Raw genomic sequence first — 15,190 nt, 5'->3', positions numbered from 1 at the left:
CACTCCTTCATGCCTTAACCACCCGGGCGCAGGGCCGCGCGGCCTCCCTACTGCGGCGAATTTCCACTTCGTCCACACCAACAAGTCGAAATCCGCCGCACTTCGTACCGCCGCCCCACTCCTTCATGCCTTAACCACCCGGGCGCAGGGCCGCGCGGCCTCCCTACTGCGGCGAATTTCCACTTCGTCCACACCAACAAGTCGAAATCCGCCGCACTTCGTACCGCCGCCCCACTCCTTCATGCCTTAACCACCCGGGCGCAGGGCCGCGCCGCCACCTAACTGCGGCGAATTTCCACTTCGTCCACACCAACAAGTCGAAATCCGCCGCACTTCGTTCCGGCGCCCCACTCCTTCATGCCTTAACCACCGGGCGCAGGACCGCGCGGCCGCCTAACTGCGGCGGTCTTCCACTTCGTCCACACCAACAAGTCGAAATCCGCCGCACTTCGTTCCGGCGCCCCACTCCTTCATGCCTTAACCACCCGGGCGCAGGACGGCACCGCCGCCCACTCCTTCATGCCTTAACCACCCGGGCGCAGGGCGGCACCGCCGCCCACTCCTTCACGCCCTAACCAGCCAGGCGCAGGGCCGAGACGACACGCTAAGGCCAATCCAACCAAGCCGACCCCTCGCCAGTGTCCCGTTCTCCCTCCACGCCTAACTGGACCGCAACGAGACCTCCCCCGACAGCACCCGGTGCACCTCGCCCGCGCCGTCCCGCACCAGGAGCGCCCCCTCCTCGTCCACCGCCTCGGCGACGCCCTCCACCGTGACCTGCCCGTCCAGTCCCAAGACGCGCACGGCCTGCCCGAGGGTCACCGACAGGGCCCGCCACTGGTCGAGCACCACGGAGAAACGCCCCCCGAGCAGGTGGTCGTACGCCCCCTCGAACCGGGCCAGGATCGCCTGCACCAGGGCGGCACGCCGAACCTCGGCGGCGCCCTCCAGGGCCAGCGATGTCGCGGTGTCCCGGAACGCCGGGTCCATCTGCTCCCTGCGGAGGGTCACGTTCAGCCCGATGCCCAGCACCACGAAGGCGATGCGGTCCATCTCGGCCTCCATCTCCGTCAGGATGCCGCAGAGCTTGCGCCCGCCCACCTGCACATCGTTGGGCCACTTGATCCCCGCGGCCAGCCCGGCGACCTCCCGCACCGCCCGGGCCACGGCGACCGCCGCCGCAAGCGTGATGCGGGGCGCCTCATGGGGCGCAAGGTCCGGCCGCAGCACCAGTGACATGGCGATGGCCGCCCCCGGCGGCGTGGCCCATGACCTTCCCAGGCGCCCCTTGCCCGCGGTCTGCTGGTCCGCCAGCACCAGCAGACCCTCCGGCGCGCCGTGCCGGGCCATCTCCTTCGCCAGGTCATTGGTGGAGCCCACCGTCTCGCGGTACTCCACCAGCCGGCCCAGCCGCCGGGTGGCGAGACCCGCCAGCACCTCCTCAGGCGTGAGCAGGTCAGGCCTGAAGACCAGCCGGTAGCCCCTGCGGGGGGCCGCCTCCACCTGGTACCCCTGCGTGCGCAGGGCCATTACGTGCTTCCAGATGGCGGTGCGGCTCACTCCGAGTTGGCGGGAAATCTCTGCGCCGCTCACCCAGCCCCCTTCGGCGGCGCTGAGCAGGGACAGGAGCTCGGGTGCGGTGCGTGACGTCATGGCAACCTCCCCCAGGCGATTCGTCTGAGGGAAGTTTACCCCAACCAACGTTCGGGCTTCAACCGGATCACCGCCAGGGCCGGAGATGCACGAGCTCCAGGGCCTCAGCTGGCAGATGGCGGCACGTGCAACACCGCCACTCCCTGGCTCCCGGAACCCGGGCTGGTCCGCTGAAACCGAAGTTGGAGGATGCCTTCCTGGTACCCGGCTACCGCCACCGGCCGCACCGAGGCTGGCAGTGTCACCAGGCGGGAGCAGTAGCCGGAGAAGCGCTCCCGCTGTATGTACAGGCCGTCGGGCAGCCGGTCGGGCAGGAACGCCTCGATGAGAAGCTCGGTGGCGCCCGCCAGGCTGACGGTCACCTGATGGGGGCCGGTCAGCCCGGGCAGGACCGCCTCCACCACCACCTCGTGGGGCGTCACGTAGATGTCCAGCGGCGGCCCGACCGCGGCGCCGGCCCTGGATGCGCTCCCCGGTTTCGGCCGGGGCTGCTCCTTCTGCCGGGGGGATCGCGCCCGCCCCAGCTCGCGCCACAGGTCCTCGCCGAACGCGTCGCTCAATGCCTCGAGTTGCTCGGCGATGCGCTGGACGACATTACCAGGGTCGCTCACCGGTTTGCGCCTCCTTCGGTTGCCAGGTCAGATGCACGGCCTCCGCCCGCACGCGCATGTCGACGGTTAGCACGCCGTCCTGCAAAGCGACGGCCGCGGCGCCGGGATCCACGGGCAGGGGCAGGTGCACGGTGCGGGCGAACGGGCCGTAGATGCGTTCGCCCAGGGAAAGATTCTCCCGGGGCAGCGGATGCCGGTAGGCAACCTCCCCCTCCAGCAGCACCTGCCGGTCCCCCACGATGGACACCCGCAAGTCGGAGGGCTTCACCCCCGGCAGCGAGGCCAGCAGAATCAGGCGGTCGCCCCGGCGAACGAGATCGACCGGGGGGCCCGCACGCTCAGCGGGCCGCTCCTGTTTCGCCCTCATCCTTCGACTCGCTCCCTTCAGCATTCAGCGGAGGCCAGATCTGCACTCGCGGGAGGGACTCTGCCCGATTCGCCGCCTCCGCCTGTGCCGCCTCACCCGAGGCGGACGGCGCACTCGCGGCCGGACCTGCTTGCGCCCCCGGTCCGCCGCCTTGCGCCGACTGGGCTGACCACCCTGGTCCCATCGAGGCCGCTCCCGCTGCCGCCGACGGGGTTGACCCGCCTGGCCCCATCGAGGCCGCACCCCCTGGCGCCGTTTGGGCTGACCCGCCTGGCCCCATCGAGGCCACCCCCGCTGGCGCCGCCCGGGTTGACCCGCCTGGTCCCATCGAGGCCGCACCCCCTGGCGCCGTTTGGGCTGACCCGCCTGGCCCCATCGATGCCGCACCCCCTGGCGCCGTTTGGGCTGACCCGCCTGGCCCCATCGATGCCGCACCCGCCCGCGCACCCTGGGTCAGCCAGCGGCTGACAACGCTGTTGCGCAGCGCACGGCGCGCCAGGCCTCCCTGCTCGGCGTCGCTGTGGGTCGGCCCGCCTGGCGCCCTCCCGCCCCACGAGTCCCGCCTCTGGGTCCCGGCGCCAGACAAGTTCTGCCGCTGCGTTTCGTCGCCCGACCAGTTCCGCCTCTGCGCTCCGCCGCCAGACAGGTTCTGCCGTTGCGCTTCGCCGCCCGACCAGTTCCGCCTCTGCGCTCCACCGCCAGACAGGTTCTGCCGTTGCGCTTCGCCGCCCGACAGGTTCCGCCTCTGCGCTCCGGCAGGCGACAAGCTCTGCCGCTGCGCCCCACCGGCCTGCGGGTGCCCATCGGCATGCGCGGTCCGGGCCTGTCGGGGCTCGGCGGGGCCCGGTTCAGGGTCCCTGGCCCGCGGCGGGGGTTCCAGCTTCAGGCTGTGCGTGATCCCGATGTTGAGCTGGCCCTGCAGGTCCTCGACGTCGATGTCGCCCAGGTGGAACGCCAGGGTCTGCACTTCCAGCCGCTCCACCTGCAGGTGCACCGGCGGCCGCGCCGCCAACTCCTCCAGGGCCTGCGCCAGGCGGTTGAGCGCCTGGATCGCTCTATCGAGCTTCTCCGACAGAGGTTCGGCCGGGGAGAGTCTGCCCGGCTCTGCGGGGGGCTGTGGCCGGTCCGCGCGCATGACGTCCCCCCTTCGCCGCCTCACCGGTGCGAATCTCGGCGCCCTGGCCGTCCCACCGCAAGCGGAAGGTGGCAGGCGCCGCCCCGGCCCTGCCCGCAGGTTGCGCCTCTCCGCCGGAGGAGGCGCCCGGCGCTTCACCGTTCCCTGCGCCGTCAGCCGACACCGAGTAGATGAGCCCCAGGTTGATCCAGGACTTCCCGCAGTCCCCCTGAATGCTGACCAACTGATTGGCGGTTCCCCCGCCCCCGCCGGCGCCTCCAACGATCGACGCGACGCCGAAGTTCACCGAGCCCCCGCTGATGCCCTTGACCTTGATCAGGCCGATGTTGACGGCGGCAGACTGGAGGTCGGGCAGCCAGCACGGGAACGTCAGGACCCTCACCCCCCTACCTGGAACCCGGCCATGTTGGCGTAGGGCGTGTCGGCCCAATCCGAGTCGTTGAGCAGGCCGTACCAGATGGCGCTGTAGCCGGCGTCGCCCGCCAGATCCACCAGGGAGTTGCCCTTGCTGTTGCTGGAGAGCAGGCCCATGTCCAGCACGCCCGTTGTGACAACGCCCCCGCTGCTCACGTTTGTGACCTCATACCACCAGACGTTGATCACCGGCGCCGCATACAGGGGGGCAGTCGCGGGCAGTACAGGGGCAAACCCGTACATCATGCCGTGCCTCTCCCGGCCGCCGTCCACCACACGGGCGCGTCGATCCCGTCGGAGTCAATCACCACGCCGAATCCCATCGGCGCCAGCCCGTAGTCGCCGACGATGGCGCAGTTGCCCACGGTGCCCTTTTCGGTCGTGCGGCACCGGCGGATGTACGCACAGCCAACGGAAACCACGCCGGAGACGGCCACCATTTCCACCGCCCCGATGTTCAGACGGTCCAACCTCCCCCACCCCCCGTGCGCTGCGGCTCGCACTGCTATCTCCACACTATGCGGCACCGACATATGGTGACAGGAAAGGGGGGTCGCTGTGACCGTCGAGTTTCACATCCATATGATCAAGGTTAACGGGATCGATTCCTCGTCCGCCTTCACCATCGGCACCAACCTGCTGATCGGCTTCGGCAGCCAGAGCAAGTCGCTGAGCGGCGGCAGCGCCGTCACCGGCGACCACAGCAGCCTGCCGAGCCTGTTCAGCGTGATCGATGACCGTGACTCCATCGACACGCCCGCCTGGCAGGTCGCCCCGGCTGAGTGACCGGGGTCAGAGTGACCGAGGCAGAGCCACCGCCCGCGTCCCGGCGGTGGCTCTGCCCGGTGAACGGCCAGCACAGCGAACCGGCGCCCCAGCCCGCTCGTCCATTGGGTGCTGTGCATCCGATGGCGCATGCCAGCAAGATGAGCAAGGGAGAGAGTAACCATCGAACTCAACCCCGGGCGCCGGCGAATCGTCCGGTGGCTCTTCCTCGCCTACGTGGCGGTCCTCCTCAAGTTCGTCCTGTTCAAGCGGCTCTCCGACGTGCTGCACGTCAAGATGTCGCTGGCCGACATCCAGTTCCGCCTGCAGTGGTACGCCAACTTTATACCTTTCAAGAGCATCCGCTATTACCTCGGCGGCCACCCCAACACCGCCGCCGCCGTGCAGAACCTGGCCGGCAACGTCCTGCTGTTCGCCCCCCTGGGCTTCTTTGTCCCCCTCCTCCGCCCGCGCTTCACGGGCGTCATACAGGTGGGGGCCCTCGCGCTGGGCGCCAGCCTGCTGCTGGAGGTGATCCAGCTCCTCACCGGGCTCGGCGGCTTCGACGTGGATGACCTCATCCTGAACACGGCGGGCGGCCTCATCGGCTGGCTGGCCTTCAAAGCAGCGCAACAGATCAAGGGGAGGTGCGGCTGACCCGCCGCGCCGCCAGGCGCATAGGGCGGCAGACGTTCGCCAGGGAGATGCGGGGCGGATGTGGAAACTCCACTCCGAGGGGGGATGTTCGCCATGTCGTTGCCCTGCCAGATCACCGGACCGGCCTCTGCCCCCGCCATCCTCTTCCTGCACGGCGGCGGCGTGAGCGGGTGGATGTGGGAGCCCGTGGCCCAGCGCCTGCAGGACCGCTACCGCTGCCTGGTGCCGGACCTGCCCGGCCACGGGCGGATGGCCCACGAGACGTTCTCGTTTGCGCGCGCCGTGGCGGCCCTGGCCGACCTGATCCGCTCGGAAGCCGGCGGCGGGCCGGTGCACGTCGTCGGCCTCTCGCTCGGGGCGCAGACCGCTCTCCGCCTGATCGCCGGCCACCCGCAGCTGCTGGGCCGCGCCGTGGTGTCGGGGACCCTCACCCGCTCCCTTCCGGGCATCGGTCCCTACCGGGCCCTGCTCAGGCTGACCTTTCCCCTGGCGCACCGGGAGTGGATGATCAGGGCCAACGCGCGCCAGTTCGGCATCCCGCCGGCCTACCAGGCCCAGTTCCGGTCTGACACCCTGCAGACGACGGCCGCCGGGCTGGAGGCCGTGGTGGCGGAGAATATGTCCTTCCGCCTGCCGGAGGCCCTGGCCGCCTCGCCGGTGCCGCTGCTGGCCCTGGTGGGCGAGCGGGAGATCCGCCTGCTGCGCGCCTGCGCCCGCGACCTTGTCCGCACCATGCCTGACGCCAGGGCATACCTGGTGCCCGGCGCCGGGCACACCTGGTGCCTCCACGACCCGGACCTCTTCGCCCGCGCGGTGGACGCGCACGTGGCGGGCCGGCCGCTCCCGGAGGAGCTGGTGCAGCTTTAGCCCGCCGCTGTGCTAGACTGAGAGTACACATCGCACAGAGGAGGCCCCCCTATTGCTGGCTGAGTTCAAGCGGTTCGCGCTGAAGGGAAACGTGCTCGATCTTGCTGTGGGCGTGGTGATCGGCGCTGCGTTCAACCAGATCGTCAACTCGCTCGTCAACTACGTGCTGATGCCGCCGCTGGGATTCATCGTGGGCAAGGCAGACTTCTCCAGCCTCTACCTTAACCTGAGCGGTACCCCATACGCCTCCCTGGCCGAAGCGCGGGAAGCCGGCGCACCGGTCATCGCGTACGGCCTCTTCATCAACAACGTGCTGAACTTCCTCATCGTCTCCTTTGCGGTGTTCCTGCTGGTCCGCCAGGTCAACCGGTGGCGGCCCACGCCCCCGCCGGAGCCTCCGAAGACGAGGGAGTGCCCTTACTGCCTCTCCTCCGTGCCGATCAAGGCCGTGCGGTGCGCCCACTGTACATCCGATCTGCCCGCAGAGAGCTAAGAGAAGGCCCTCCGCCCCACGGTTCGGGGCGGAGGGCCTGATTGTGTGCCCACTACAGCTCGATCTTCGTCCCCAGGACCTTCAGGAACTGGGCGAGCCACGCCGGGTGCGCCGGCCAGGCCGGAGCGGTCACCAGATTGCCGTCGGTGTGCGCCTGGTCGACCTCGATGTTGACGTACTCGCCGCCGGCCAGCCCCACCTCGGGCGCGCAGGCCGGGTAGGCGGAGCAGGACTTGCCCTTCAGGACCCCGGCCGCCGCCAGGAGCTGGGCGCCGTGGCAGATGGCCGCGATGGGCTTGTCGGCCTCGGCGAAGTGGCGCACCATCGCCAGCACCCGCTCGTCGAGCCGCAGGTACTCAGGCGCCCGGCCGCCCGGAATCACCAGGGCGTCGTAGTCCTCTGCCTTCACCTCGTCAAAGGTGGCGTTCAGCGCGAAGTTGTGACCGGGCTTCTCGCTGTAGGTCTGATCGCCCTCGAAGTCGTGAATGGCCGTGCGCACCTTGTCACCGGCCTTCTTGCCGGGGCAGACGGCGTGCACGGTGTGACCCACCGCCGCCAGGGCCTGGAAAGGAACCATCACCTCGTAGTCCTCGACGAAGTCGCCGACGATGAACAGGATCTTCTTCGCGCCCATCTGATCGACTCCTTTCACGAATGATCATCATGGGTACGTGTGCTGACTTCGCCACAGGGGCGGGAGCACCCTGCTGACTTCTCGTAGAATTCCCTCAACTAGTTGCCGTGAAGGGCACGCCACGACCGCAAGGTGGACCGCATGGTGCCCACGTGGTGCAGATCGTGCAAGCGGTAATCCTTCCAACCGGCGGCCCGCTCGGAGGCCCACTGCGCAGGCGATACCCGCCTCAGCTGACTCACCATCTCGCCCCGGGCCTCACCCAGCTCGTGCAGCACTTCCGTCCACGACATCCATGACCGAGCCGCCACCTGCGCCTGGTTCCAGCGGTCAAGCTCGCCCTCGGCGAAGGGCGTCGCCGGAAGGTCCCGCCCGTCAGCCAGGGCTGCGAAGACCCCGGCGGTGAACCGGTCCCAGGCGGCAAGATGCAGCAGCGTCTCCTTCACCGACCACCTGCCCGGTTCAGACCGCCACTCCAGCGCAGCCAGCGGCCAGTTTCCCAGGTGGAGCAGCTCCAGCACCTGGTGCCGGGCATAGGCAAGCCCGTGCAGTTCGCCGGCCACGGCATCTCCCCGGGCCCTGGCCAGCGCTTCGCGAATCTGGTGCAGGTGGCCGGTCTCGTGCACGGCGATCATCCCGACCTCCCGCACGACCCGCTCGGCGTCGGATTCTGCCGCCCTGGCCACCACCTCCTCCAGCGCCCGGCGGGTCTCGGTGACATAGGCGATGGCGCCGGGGCCATCCAGGTGGGGAAAGCGGGCCAGCTGCATGGCGTTCCACTCGTCCGGCGGCAGGAGTTCACCGTGGGGCATGGGCTCGCCCAGGATGACGTGACGCAGCACGCGCGTGCCCATCTCCTCGCAGGTGGCCAGGTGGATCAGGGTGTCGCGCGCGGACCACCGCCCGCCGGGCCGGTGATCCAGCTCGTCAGGCGTGGCCCGCTCAACCTCCGCGAGGATCAGACGCCGCACGGTCCGGGCCCGGGTGAGAACAGACTCGATCTGGGGATGCATCGGGGGGCACCTCCTTCCCGCTTCTGGTTGGCTCGGGAAGGAGAATCTTCAAACCTGCCTCCCCCTATCGCTCGCTGGGAATCGTGCAGTGGTAGTCCTCGGGCCGGATGCGCTCCGCCGCATCCCCCTGCCGCCGGATGACGATTCGCCACTGGGCCGGGCCAATTTTGGCAAACTCCTCGATGATATGCCCGGCCTCCGCGGCCCACCGGGGCAGCGATTCGGTGGCCTGGGTGCAGTCGAAGTCGACCACCAGCCGGCCGCCGGGGGCCACCTGGTTGATCTTCTGCTTGGCCATCACCAGCGGGTAGGGGCAGGGCTCACCGAGCACATCCAAACGCACTTCCTGCGCCATCGCTCATCCTCCTCATCGCGTCGTCAGTCGCCTGGGCCGAGTCGGGTTCATCCGGCCGTCAGTCCCCGTGGGCGATTCCCGGGGCCGCCGGCTGCCGGGCCTGCGCCATCCGCGAAGGCAGCACCAGGAACAGGTAAGCGCCGAGCCAGGTGCCCAGGATGGTGAAGAGCGTCGCCGTCCAGCCGTTCAGCGAGAACTGGGAGACGGCCACCAGCCCGTTGCCGATGTTGCAGCCCCGGGCCAGGGTGGCGCCGAAGCCCATCCCCAGACCGCCGACGATGTGCTGGAGCATGCGGGCCGGTCCGGGCGCCCGCAGCCGGAACTCGCCCGCCCCCCTTGCGGCGATGAAGCCGCCCAGCGGAATCCCCAGCACCAGGAAGGTGTTCCAGTCCAGGGCCGAGACGTCGCCGGAGGCCACCAGGAATCTGAGGAGCCCCGCCGTGGCGCCGGTGATGCCCAGCCCGGCCATCCGGCCCGTGCTGATGGAGGTCAGCCAGGCGAGGATCGCCACGGCGCCCACCGCGGCGCCCGTCACCTGCCACGACCAGCCCCGGCCGAAGACCGCCCGCCACAGCGGCGACCGGCTCGGATCCACCGGCGCCCGCCAGGCCGGGGCGGGGGCCCGCCGGGCGCGCAGCAGGAAGAGCAGGGCGACCGCCCACAAAGCCGCCACCAGCAGCCACGGACTCACGCCCAGGGCGCCGTAGAGGCTGGTCGAGCCGTTCACCGTGGCGGTGGGCCCCTGGATCTGCTGCGTCAGCGACGCCAGGGCCCCGGTGCCCCGGGAGGCCAGGGCGCCGATGCCGTAAAACACGGCGGCCACCAGCGATCCCACCATCCCCTCGCCGATGCGGTAGTAGGTGCCCGAGGCGCAGCCGCCCGAGAGGATCAGCGAGAGACCGAAGATCAGCCCGCCCAGCGCGGCCGCCAGCCACTGGAACGAGTCGGGCCGGAACTGGACGACACCCGCCGCGTGCAGGGCGAAGATGCCCGTGGACTGGATGGCCAGCGAAAGCACGTAGGCCTTGAACAGCGTGGCGTCGCGGGTCAGGTAGAGGTCCCGGAACCCGCTGGTCATGCAGAACCGCCCCCGCTGCAGCACGAAGCCGAACAGAACCCCAGTCAGTCCCCCTGCCAATACAACCCCGATCACCGCTACCCCTCCCGTAATTCCGAGTGTCCCGATCTGGTTTACTTAGATTCGGTTGGGACTGATTGTAGGGGCTGACTGGATCCGTTGTCAATAGGTCTTCGTTCGGACCATGCGCACGCAGATATGGCACCGGGTGCGAGGGGCAGGTGTGTCGTTCTACGTGGCCGTCAACTCTCACAGGGGTATATAATGAATGGAACGAAGGAGTCGATCAGCATAGTCTCTTCGAGCAGGTTGGCAGCTACACAGCGATTGCTATATCCTGAACAAGGCAGACAGAATAAATTCGGCTACTTCATACTTGTATGGACGGAACAAGCGCAGTCAAGTCAGTCGCAGCAGGAGGAGTAGATATGTCGGCATTCATTCACTGGCTGAGAACAGCCATTCGCGGGAGCAGACTTCGTGTCCACAACCAGAGCGCAGCAGGACCCGATCAATCGCAAGAAAACAACTTAGCTGAGTTGCAATCGACAACAGGTTCGCATGACAGCCCAGCCGCACCACCAGCGCTGCCCGAGGGGGTTGAGCAGGTTGTCGATGGCCAGGTCGCATTTCGGGACGGGGAGTTCCTGATCACCCCACCTGTGGGAGACGGGCTGCCTCCGGTTCTGGTCCCGGATGACTCCGTGGTTCTCACCATCGACGGGCTCGAGGTTTCGAAGCCAGTGTCGCTGCTGTTGGGAATGAAGGCCGAGGTGCGGCCGCGCCAGTCGGCGAGTTCGGTTCGTGAGTTTCACATCGAGATCGCCCCTGACGGAATGGCGGCCTACCTCTCCCTCGCAGCGCTGGGTCCGCCCGGCTATCGCGTCAGAGAAAGCGGCCCGGCGCGCACCATTACCCTCGTGGCTGAACCGCTGCCGGGGCTTCAAAGGAACCCAACCGTTGCCGAGATCGTTCACGCCCTCCACAAGGCCGGCGTCGTCCGCGGCATACACGAACACGAGATCCGCAATGCGCTGGAGGACCCCGGCCGCGTCAGGGTGCAGGTCGCCTCGGGGCGCCTGCCCACCCCGGGCAGACCTGATGCGACCTGCCTGCGCGACTGTCGGGTGGAGGCCGGCTCTTCGATCAGTGCGGAAACGGTGGCGGCCTCGCTGCGCAGCGCGTTGGTGCTGGAGGTGCCGGAAGGCGGCCGGATACGCATCGGCACGGCGCTGACGCCCACACCGGTGCGCATCGGCAACTGGTGCCATATCCTGGCCCCGCGCACGCGCAACGTCGAGATCGAGTCCGACGGCAAGGGCGGAGTCAGGCTCATCCGGCCCACGACTCGCCGCCAGCGACGGAACCAGATCGCTGAAACGCGGCGCACCTAGCGCGGGTGGCATCCTGAACGCAAATTTAGAACCCCTGCCGCATTCAACGGCAGGGGTCCTGTTATGCTCGCTCTCAGTTCTGCGTCTTCTCCTTCACGACCCGCCCGGTTTCCTCGGTCTGCGCCGGCTCGTCGCCGAACAGCGCGGCGAGCTTCTCCTCCGCCCGGCTGCGCGCCGCCGAGGCCTTCAGGCTCCGCATGCGGGACTCCACGGAGTTGGTCCCGAGTTCGGCGATGGCCTCTTCCTTGGCCAGCTTGGTCTGAATCAGCTCCTCGGCCTGCTTCAGCCCCTCGTTGATCTTGCCCGCGCCGTGCTCGGTGGCGAAGTTGGAACGGAGCGCGTTCATCTCCTTCTTCAGGTCGGCCAGGTCGGCCTGCACCTTCAACTGCTCGATCTGGCTCATCTTCTGGAACATCTCGGCCTGGAAGTTCTCGAACTCCTGGCGGGCGTGGTCTGCCTCGGCCTTGATGGCGTTGTAGGCCTCCAGCGCGGTGTTGTAGGCCGCCTCCAGATGCTCCTCCTGAATGAGAAGCTGCAGGGCCAGCTCACGGTCGTTCTGCCGCTTGGCCTCCTGAATCAGCCGGCGGCAGTCCTCCAGCTCCTTCTCGGCGGACTTCAGCTTGGCCGCCGCCACCTTCTCACGCGCGATGATGTTGGCCGTGGTCGAATTGTACCGCACCTTGGCGGCGTTGAGCTGGTTCTTCAGGTCCTCGAGCATCGCCTTCGGGTTCTTCTCCTCCAGCCCACCGATGAACAGGGAGAAGAAGCCGCGGATCAACCGGCCCAAACGTGCGAAGAAGCCCATCTACCTCATCCTCCTTTGGCTCGCTTAACGAAGGTTCATCAACTTAAAGCGCTGCACCCGCTCTTCCAGGGCCTTCCGGTCGTCCAGCAGGTCCCGGTACTCCGGGGGGAGCACATCCTTGTCGTCGCATTCCAAAATCGCCAGGTCGCTCATGAACTCCACCTGCGCCGTGGAGGGGCGGATCCGCTCCAGGGCGCCGTCGATGTCCTCCTGCGTGATCTCGGACCGCCCGGCATCCTCGGCCAGCTCCCAGGCCTTCAGCACCACCGACTCCAGCTCGGCGCCGGTGTAGCCCTCGGTCCGGCTGGCCGCCTTCTCCCAATCGGGCTCGCCGGCCATGCCGTAGCGCTGGTGCACCGCCTGCAGGATCGCCACCCGCTCGGCCCAGCCCGGCACCAGGAAGGGGATCTTCCGGTCAAAGCGGCCGGGCCGCTTCAGGGCCGGGTCCATGAGGTCGGGGCGGTTGGTCGCCGCGATGAAGACGATGCGGCCCCGGTTGTGCGGGTTCGACATGAAGTCCAGCATGCGGGCGAAGAGCCGCTGCTGCACCCCCGAGTCGCCGCCATTGCCCCGCTGCAGGAGCTGGTCGATCTCGTCGATCAGCACCAGGCACGGCGCCAGCGACTCGATGCCCAGCAGCGCCTTCTCCAGGTTCTGCTCCGAGAGGCCCACGTAGGGACCCAGGATCTTGCCGAAGTTGAGCTTGACCCCGTTGACCCCCGCCTCCGCCACCAGGGCGTAGAAGAAGGCCGACTTGCCGGTGCCCGAGGGGCCGGTGAGCAGCACTCCCAGCGGCACCCGCCGGTAGTTGCCGGTGCGCAGGGGCACCACGATGTTCTTGACGGCGAAGAGCTTCGCCTCGGTTAGGCCGCCCAGGGCGGTGAAGTCGAAGCGGGGCTCGGCAATCTCCAGCACGTCGCCGAACTCGGCCCGGATCAGCGACTCCTTGCGGTCCCGGGCGAAGTCTAGGGTGATCGGCTGCCCGGTGGCCTCGGCCCTGAGGCCGATGTCCTCGATCAGGATCCGGGAGAGCCCGGCCGTGGCGTTGGCCAGCTCCACGGGCTCGACGGCCAGCTGCAGCTTCCGCTTCTCCACCATCGACTCGATGTAGGTCAGGCGGGCCTCCAGGTCGGGCAGCGGCACCATGATCTGCTCGATCTTGGTGGAGGCCAGGCGCAGGTGCGGGTGCAGCTCCGCCAGCGACCCGGCCAGCATGACCACGGGACTGCCCATCCGGTTGAGCCGGATGTCGCCGGCCCACTTCTTCACGAAGGTGAGCGCCCGCAGCTCCTCCTGGTCCATGGAGGCCAGCTCCTCCACGGGCAGAATCGTCTCCGCCTGCTCGATCAGCACCGCCGCCGGCTCCTTGTAGATCAGCTTGTCGAGCAGGGCGAACGCCTGCCCCGGGGCCACCGGCAGCTTGATGTCATCCTCCGGCCGCACCCGCTCCCCCGTCAGGATGCGGATGAACTCCTCCCGCATCCCCGGCCGGGCGAACGTGATGCCCTCGGCCCGGTTGTAGATGGCCACCACGCGGCGGGGCTTCCGGCCGGGGGCGAAATCGGGGTTCTCCAGGAAGTCCTGAATTACCACGTCGCGCACCCGCCGGTTGTCCGGGCCGGCGTAGTCGTTCACGTTGAAGTGCAGTACGAACAGGTTGGCAATCGAGCTTCTGTACTTGAAGATCAGATCTTCCAGCCACGCCGGGCGCATCCACCAGCCTCCCTACTCCCGAAGGGCCATCTCCGTTCCAAAGACTTCATGGTACGGCCGAAAGGTTCGCCAGAATCAGGATTTCCCGCCTCCGGCCGGCATCACGCCCGACCGGGCCAGCCAGGTCCGCCTGGCCACGCGGCCCGCGACGATGGCGCTCACCACCGCCCCTGCCAGCCCCCCGCCGATGCCGACGAAGGCCGGGCCGTACGCCTGCTCCCGCAGGGCGGGGATCGCCACCAGGAGGTTCACCGCCAGCCACACGTCCAAAGCGCCTCCGAGCAGCAGGCCGCCGAGGGATCCCACACCGGCTGCCCATCCCCGGCCCGGCAGCCGCCCGGCCAGCCAGCCGATCCCGCCGCCGATGGCCGCCGCCAGCAGCAGCACCACCGCGCAGCCCAGCCAGTAGTACGGCGCCGGGCGCGGGCCCAGGAAGAGGCCGGATCGGTTCATGACGGCGAAGGCCAGGTTCGCATCCGGCAGGCCCGGGTACTCGGCCACGTACTCGCCGCCCTCCTGCCGGAAGTCGAGGTTGCCGGCGAAGTACCAGCGGGTCCCCTCCGGGGCGGCGACCCTTATCTCCAGCGGGCCGAAGGAGGCCCAGCCGAGGGCCGGCAGGAGCAGGTAGTGGTACTGGTACACCGGGTACGTCCAGCGGGTCCGGTCCCGGGCGGCGACGTGATCGTACGTGACGACCAGCTCCCCTTCCGCCTCCGCGGGCAGGTCGAGGGTGAACCGGAAGTAGCGGAGCACCGTGTCTTGCCCGTAGACGTGGTCCGAATACGGCTCTCCGGTGACGGGGTCCAGCCACACGTCCACGGTGGTCCAGGCTGCGGCCATCTCCGCCAGCTCGTCCGGCGCGAACGGCCCCCACTCCATCGTCACCGGCACGGGATGGCCCTGCCAGGCGGCCGTCAGGTCGACGCGCTCGCCGGAGTCCTGCACAACAAAGATGAAGGGCTGGGCCTCCAGGGCCGGCCCCCGGTTGGCGAGTCGGTACCGGGCGGTCACCGTCGCCCTGTCCAGCCCGGGGTGCAGGTCGAACCGCAGGCTCTCCCCGAGCACGTGCACCTGGTCGCTCCGGCCCGGCAGCAGGGGGCCCCCTGTGTCGCCGCCGACCCGGGGCGGACCGGCGTTGGCCTCCGCGGCGGCGGGAAGCAGGCACAACAGCCATGCCGCCAGCAGGAGGGCGATCCGGTGCCGACATCCTGTTAGACGCATTTCTTCCAGCCCCCC

At 68.8% G+C, this 15,190-nt stretch carries 18 protein-coding genes; 5 read left to right on the top strand and 13 right to left on the bottom strand.

All coding sequences use genetic code 11. From position 1 onward, the window contains the following. Positions 1-660 precede the first annotated feature (660 nt). The 6 genes from ACZ45O_RS03225 to ACZ45O_RS03200 all read right to left on the bottom strand — a co-directional run bounded on the left by ACZ45O_RS03225 (position 661) and on the right by ACZ45O_RS03200 (position 4,650). The gene (locus tag ACZ45O_RS03225; RefSeq protein WP_464855522.1) at positions 661-1,653 is read right to left on the bottom strand and encodes a biotin--[acetyl-CoA-carboxylase] ligase; all 993 of its coding nucleotides are present in this window, start codon (positions 1,651-1,653) and stop codon (positions 661-663) included. Between the two features lie 104 nt (positions 1,654-1,757). Continuing rightward, a complete protein-coding gene (locus ACZ45O_RS03220; protein ID WP_464855521.1) occupies positions 1,758-2,264 on the bottom strand; it encodes an Hsp20/alpha crystallin family protein in 507 nt (168 codons plus the stop codon). Further along, positions 2,248-2,631, bottom strand: coding sequence for an Hsp20/alpha crystallin family protein (locus tag ACZ45O_RS03215; RefSeq protein WP_464855520.1), 384 nt, complete (start codon positions 2,629-2,631; stop codon positions 2,248-2,250). Before ACZ45O_RS03215 ends, ACZ45O_RS03220 begins: the two co-directional genes overlap by 17 nt. A 1,055-nt stretch (positions 2,632-3,686) precedes the next feature. Next, the gene (locus tag ACZ45O_RS03210; RefSeq protein WP_464855519.1) at positions 3,687-4,148 is read right to left on the bottom strand and encodes a hypothetical protein; all 462 of its coding nucleotides are present in this window, start codon (positions 4,146-4,148) and stop codon (positions 3,687-3,689) included. Then, positions 4,145-4,426 carry a hypothetical protein gene (locus ACZ45O_RS03205; protein ID WP_464855518.1) on the bottom strand — a complete coding sequence of 94 codons (282 nt, stop codon included), beginning with the start codon at positions 4,424-4,426 and terminating at the stop codon, positions 4,145-4,147. The genes ACZ45O_RS03210 and ACZ45O_RS03205 overlap by 4 nt, the downstream gene beginning before the upstream one ends. Next, the gene (locus ACZ45O_RS03200; protein WP_464855517.1) at positions 4,423-4,650 is read right to left on the bottom strand and encodes a hypothetical protein; all 228 of its coding nucleotides are present in this window, start codon (positions 4,648-4,650) and stop codon (positions 4,423-4,425) included. The genes ACZ45O_RS03205 and ACZ45O_RS03200 overlap by 4 nt, the downstream gene beginning before the upstream one ends. A gap of 88 nt (positions 4,651-4,738) precedes the next feature. Between ACZ45O_RS03200 and ACZ45O_RS03195 the strand changes: the two genes are divergently transcribed. From ACZ45O_RS03195 to mscL, 4 genes are all read left to right on the top strand, one after another. Further along, complete coding sequence (locus ACZ45O_RS03195; protein ID WP_464855516.1) at positions 4,739-4,966, top strand: hypothetical protein; 228 nt, start codon at positions 4,739-4,741, stop codon at positions 4,964-4,966. A gap of 216 nt (positions 4,967-5,182) precedes the next feature. Then, positions 5,183-5,602, top strand: coding sequence for a VanZ family protein (locus tag ACZ45O_RS03190; RefSeq protein ID WP_464855515.1), 420 nt, complete (start codon positions 5,183-5,185; stop codon positions 5,600-5,602). 93 nt (positions 5,603-5,695) lie between these two features. After that, the gene (locus ACZ45O_RS03185; RefSeq protein WP_464855514.1) at positions 5,696-6,469 is read left to right on the top strand and encodes an alpha/beta fold hydrolase; all 774 of its coding nucleotides are present in this window, start codon (positions 5,696-5,698) and stop codon (positions 6,467-6,469) included. Between the two features lie 52 nt (positions 6,470-6,521). Then, positions 6,522-6,962, top strand: a complete 441-nt coding sequence (gene mscL, locus ACZ45O_RS03180; RefSeq protein WP_464855513.1) for a large conductance mechanosensitive channel protein MscL — start codon at positions 6,522-6,524, stop codon at positions 6,960-6,962. Between the two features lie 52 nt (positions 6,963-7,014). On the opposite strand, the gene ACZ45O_RS03175 is transcribed toward mscL, so the two are convergent. The 4 genes from ACZ45O_RS03175 to ACZ45O_RS03160 form a co-directional block, all read right to left on the bottom strand. Continuing rightward, the gene (locus ACZ45O_RS03175; protein ID WP_464855512.1) at positions 7,015-7,596 is read right to left on the bottom strand and encodes a DJ-1/PfpI family protein; all 582 of its coding nucleotides are present in this window, start codon (positions 7,594-7,596) and stop codon (positions 7,015-7,017) included. Between the two features lie 98 nt (positions 7,597-7,694). Beyond that, on the bottom strand, positions 7,695-8,609 hold the full coding sequence (locus ACZ45O_RS03170; protein ID WP_464855511.1) for a DinB family protein: 915 nt from the start codon (positions 8,607-8,609) through the stop codon (positions 7,695-7,697). A gap of 64 nt (positions 8,610-8,673) precedes the next feature. After that, entirely contained in the window at positions 8,674-8,964 is a 291-nt protein-coding gene (locus ACZ45O_RS03165; RefSeq protein ID WP_464855510.1) for a sulfurtransferase TusA family protein, read from the bottom strand. Positions 8,965-9,022: 58 nt separating this feature from the next. After that, entirely contained in the window at positions 9,023-10,117 is a 1,095-nt protein-coding gene (locus ACZ45O_RS03160) for a YeeE/YedE family protein (protein WP_464855509.1), read from the bottom strand. 353 nt (positions 10,118-10,470) lie between these two features. Here ACZ45O_RS03160 and ACZ45O_RS03155 point away from each other — a divergent pair, with 353 nt between their 5' ends. Further along, on the top strand, positions 10,471-11,436 hold the full coding sequence (locus ACZ45O_RS03155; protein ID WP_464855508.1) for a flagellar assembly protein A: 966 nt from the start codon (positions 10,471-10,473) through the stop codon (positions 11,434-11,436). A 73-nt stretch (positions 11,437-11,509) separates the two neighbouring features. Here the strand turns inward: ACZ45O_RS03155 and ACZ45O_RS03150 are convergent, their stop codons facing one another. From ACZ45O_RS03150 to ACZ45O_RS03140, 3 genes are all read right to left on the bottom strand, one after another. Then, on the bottom strand, positions 11,510-12,241 hold the full coding sequence (locus ACZ45O_RS03150; protein WP_464855507.1) for a PspA/IM30 family protein: 732 nt from the start codon (positions 12,239-12,241) through the stop codon (positions 11,510-11,512). Between the two features lie 24 nt (positions 12,242-12,265). Next, the gene (locus tag ACZ45O_RS03145; protein ID WP_464855506.1) at positions 12,266-13,954 is read right to left on the bottom strand and encodes an ATP-binding protein; all 1,689 of its coding nucleotides are present in this window, start codon (positions 13,952-13,954) and stop codon (positions 12,266-12,268) included. 75 nt (positions 13,955-14,029) lie between these two features. After that, entirely contained in the window at positions 14,030-15,175 is a 1,146-nt protein-coding gene (locus tag ACZ45O_RS03140; protein ID WP_464855505.1) for a hypothetical protein, read from the bottom strand. Between the last annotated feature and the right edge of the window lie 15 nt (positions 15,176-15,190).

The organism is Symbiobacterium turbinis (assembly GCF_055383075.1).
Note: the sequence above shows the minus strand (reverse complement) of the source record. Positions and strands in the feature narration are given on the sequence as shown.

Excerpts from the sequence above, each read along its gene's own strand:
- ACZ45O_RS03225 (WP_464855522.1), bottom strand. The coding sequence starts at position 1,653 with ATGACGTCACGCACCGCACCCGAGCTCCTGTCCCTGCTCAGCGCCGCC.
- ACZ45O_RS03140 (WP_464855505.1), bottom strand. The coding sequence starts at position 15,175 with ATGCGTCTAACAGGATGTCGGCACCGGATCGCCCTCCTGCTGGCGGCA.
- ACZ45O_RS03155 (WP_464855508.1), top strand. The coding sequence starts at position 10,471 with ATGTCGGCATTCATTCACTGGCTGAGAACAGCCATTCGCGGGAGCAGA.
- ACZ45O_RS03205 (WP_464855518.1), bottom strand. The coding sequence starts at position 4,426 with ATGATGTACGGGTTTGCCCCTGTACTGCCCGCGACTGCCCCCCTGTAT.
- ACZ45O_RS03185 (WP_464855514.1), top strand. The coding sequence starts at position 5,696 with ATGTCGTTGCCCTGCCAGATCACCGGACCGGCCTCTGCCCCCGCCATC.
- ACZ45O_RS03175 (WP_464855512.1), bottom strand. The coding sequence starts at position 7,596 with ATGGGCGCGAAGAAGATCCTGTTCATCGTCGGCGACTTCGTCGAGGAC.
- ACZ45O_RS03165 (WP_464855510.1), bottom strand. The coding sequence starts at position 8,964 with ATGGCGCAGGAAGTGCGTTTGGATGTGCTCGGTGAGCCCTGCCCCTAC.
- ACZ45O_RS03145 (WP_464855506.1), bottom strand. The coding sequence starts at position 13,954 with ATGCGCCCGGCGTGGCTGGAAGATCTGATCTTCAAGTACAGAAGCTCG.
- ACZ45O_RS03150 (WP_464855507.1), bottom strand. The coding sequence starts at position 12,241 with ATGGGCTTCTTCGCACGTTTGGGCCGGTTGATCCGCGGCTTCTTCTCC.
- ACZ45O_RS03215 (WP_464855520.1), bottom strand. The coding sequence starts at position 2,631 with ATGAGGGCGAAACAGGAGCGGCCCGCTGAGCGTGCGGGCCCCCCGGTC.
- ACZ45O_RS03170 (WP_464855511.1), bottom strand. The coding sequence starts at position 8,609 with ATGCATCCCCAGATCGAGTCTGTTCTCACCCGGGCCCGGACCGTGCGG.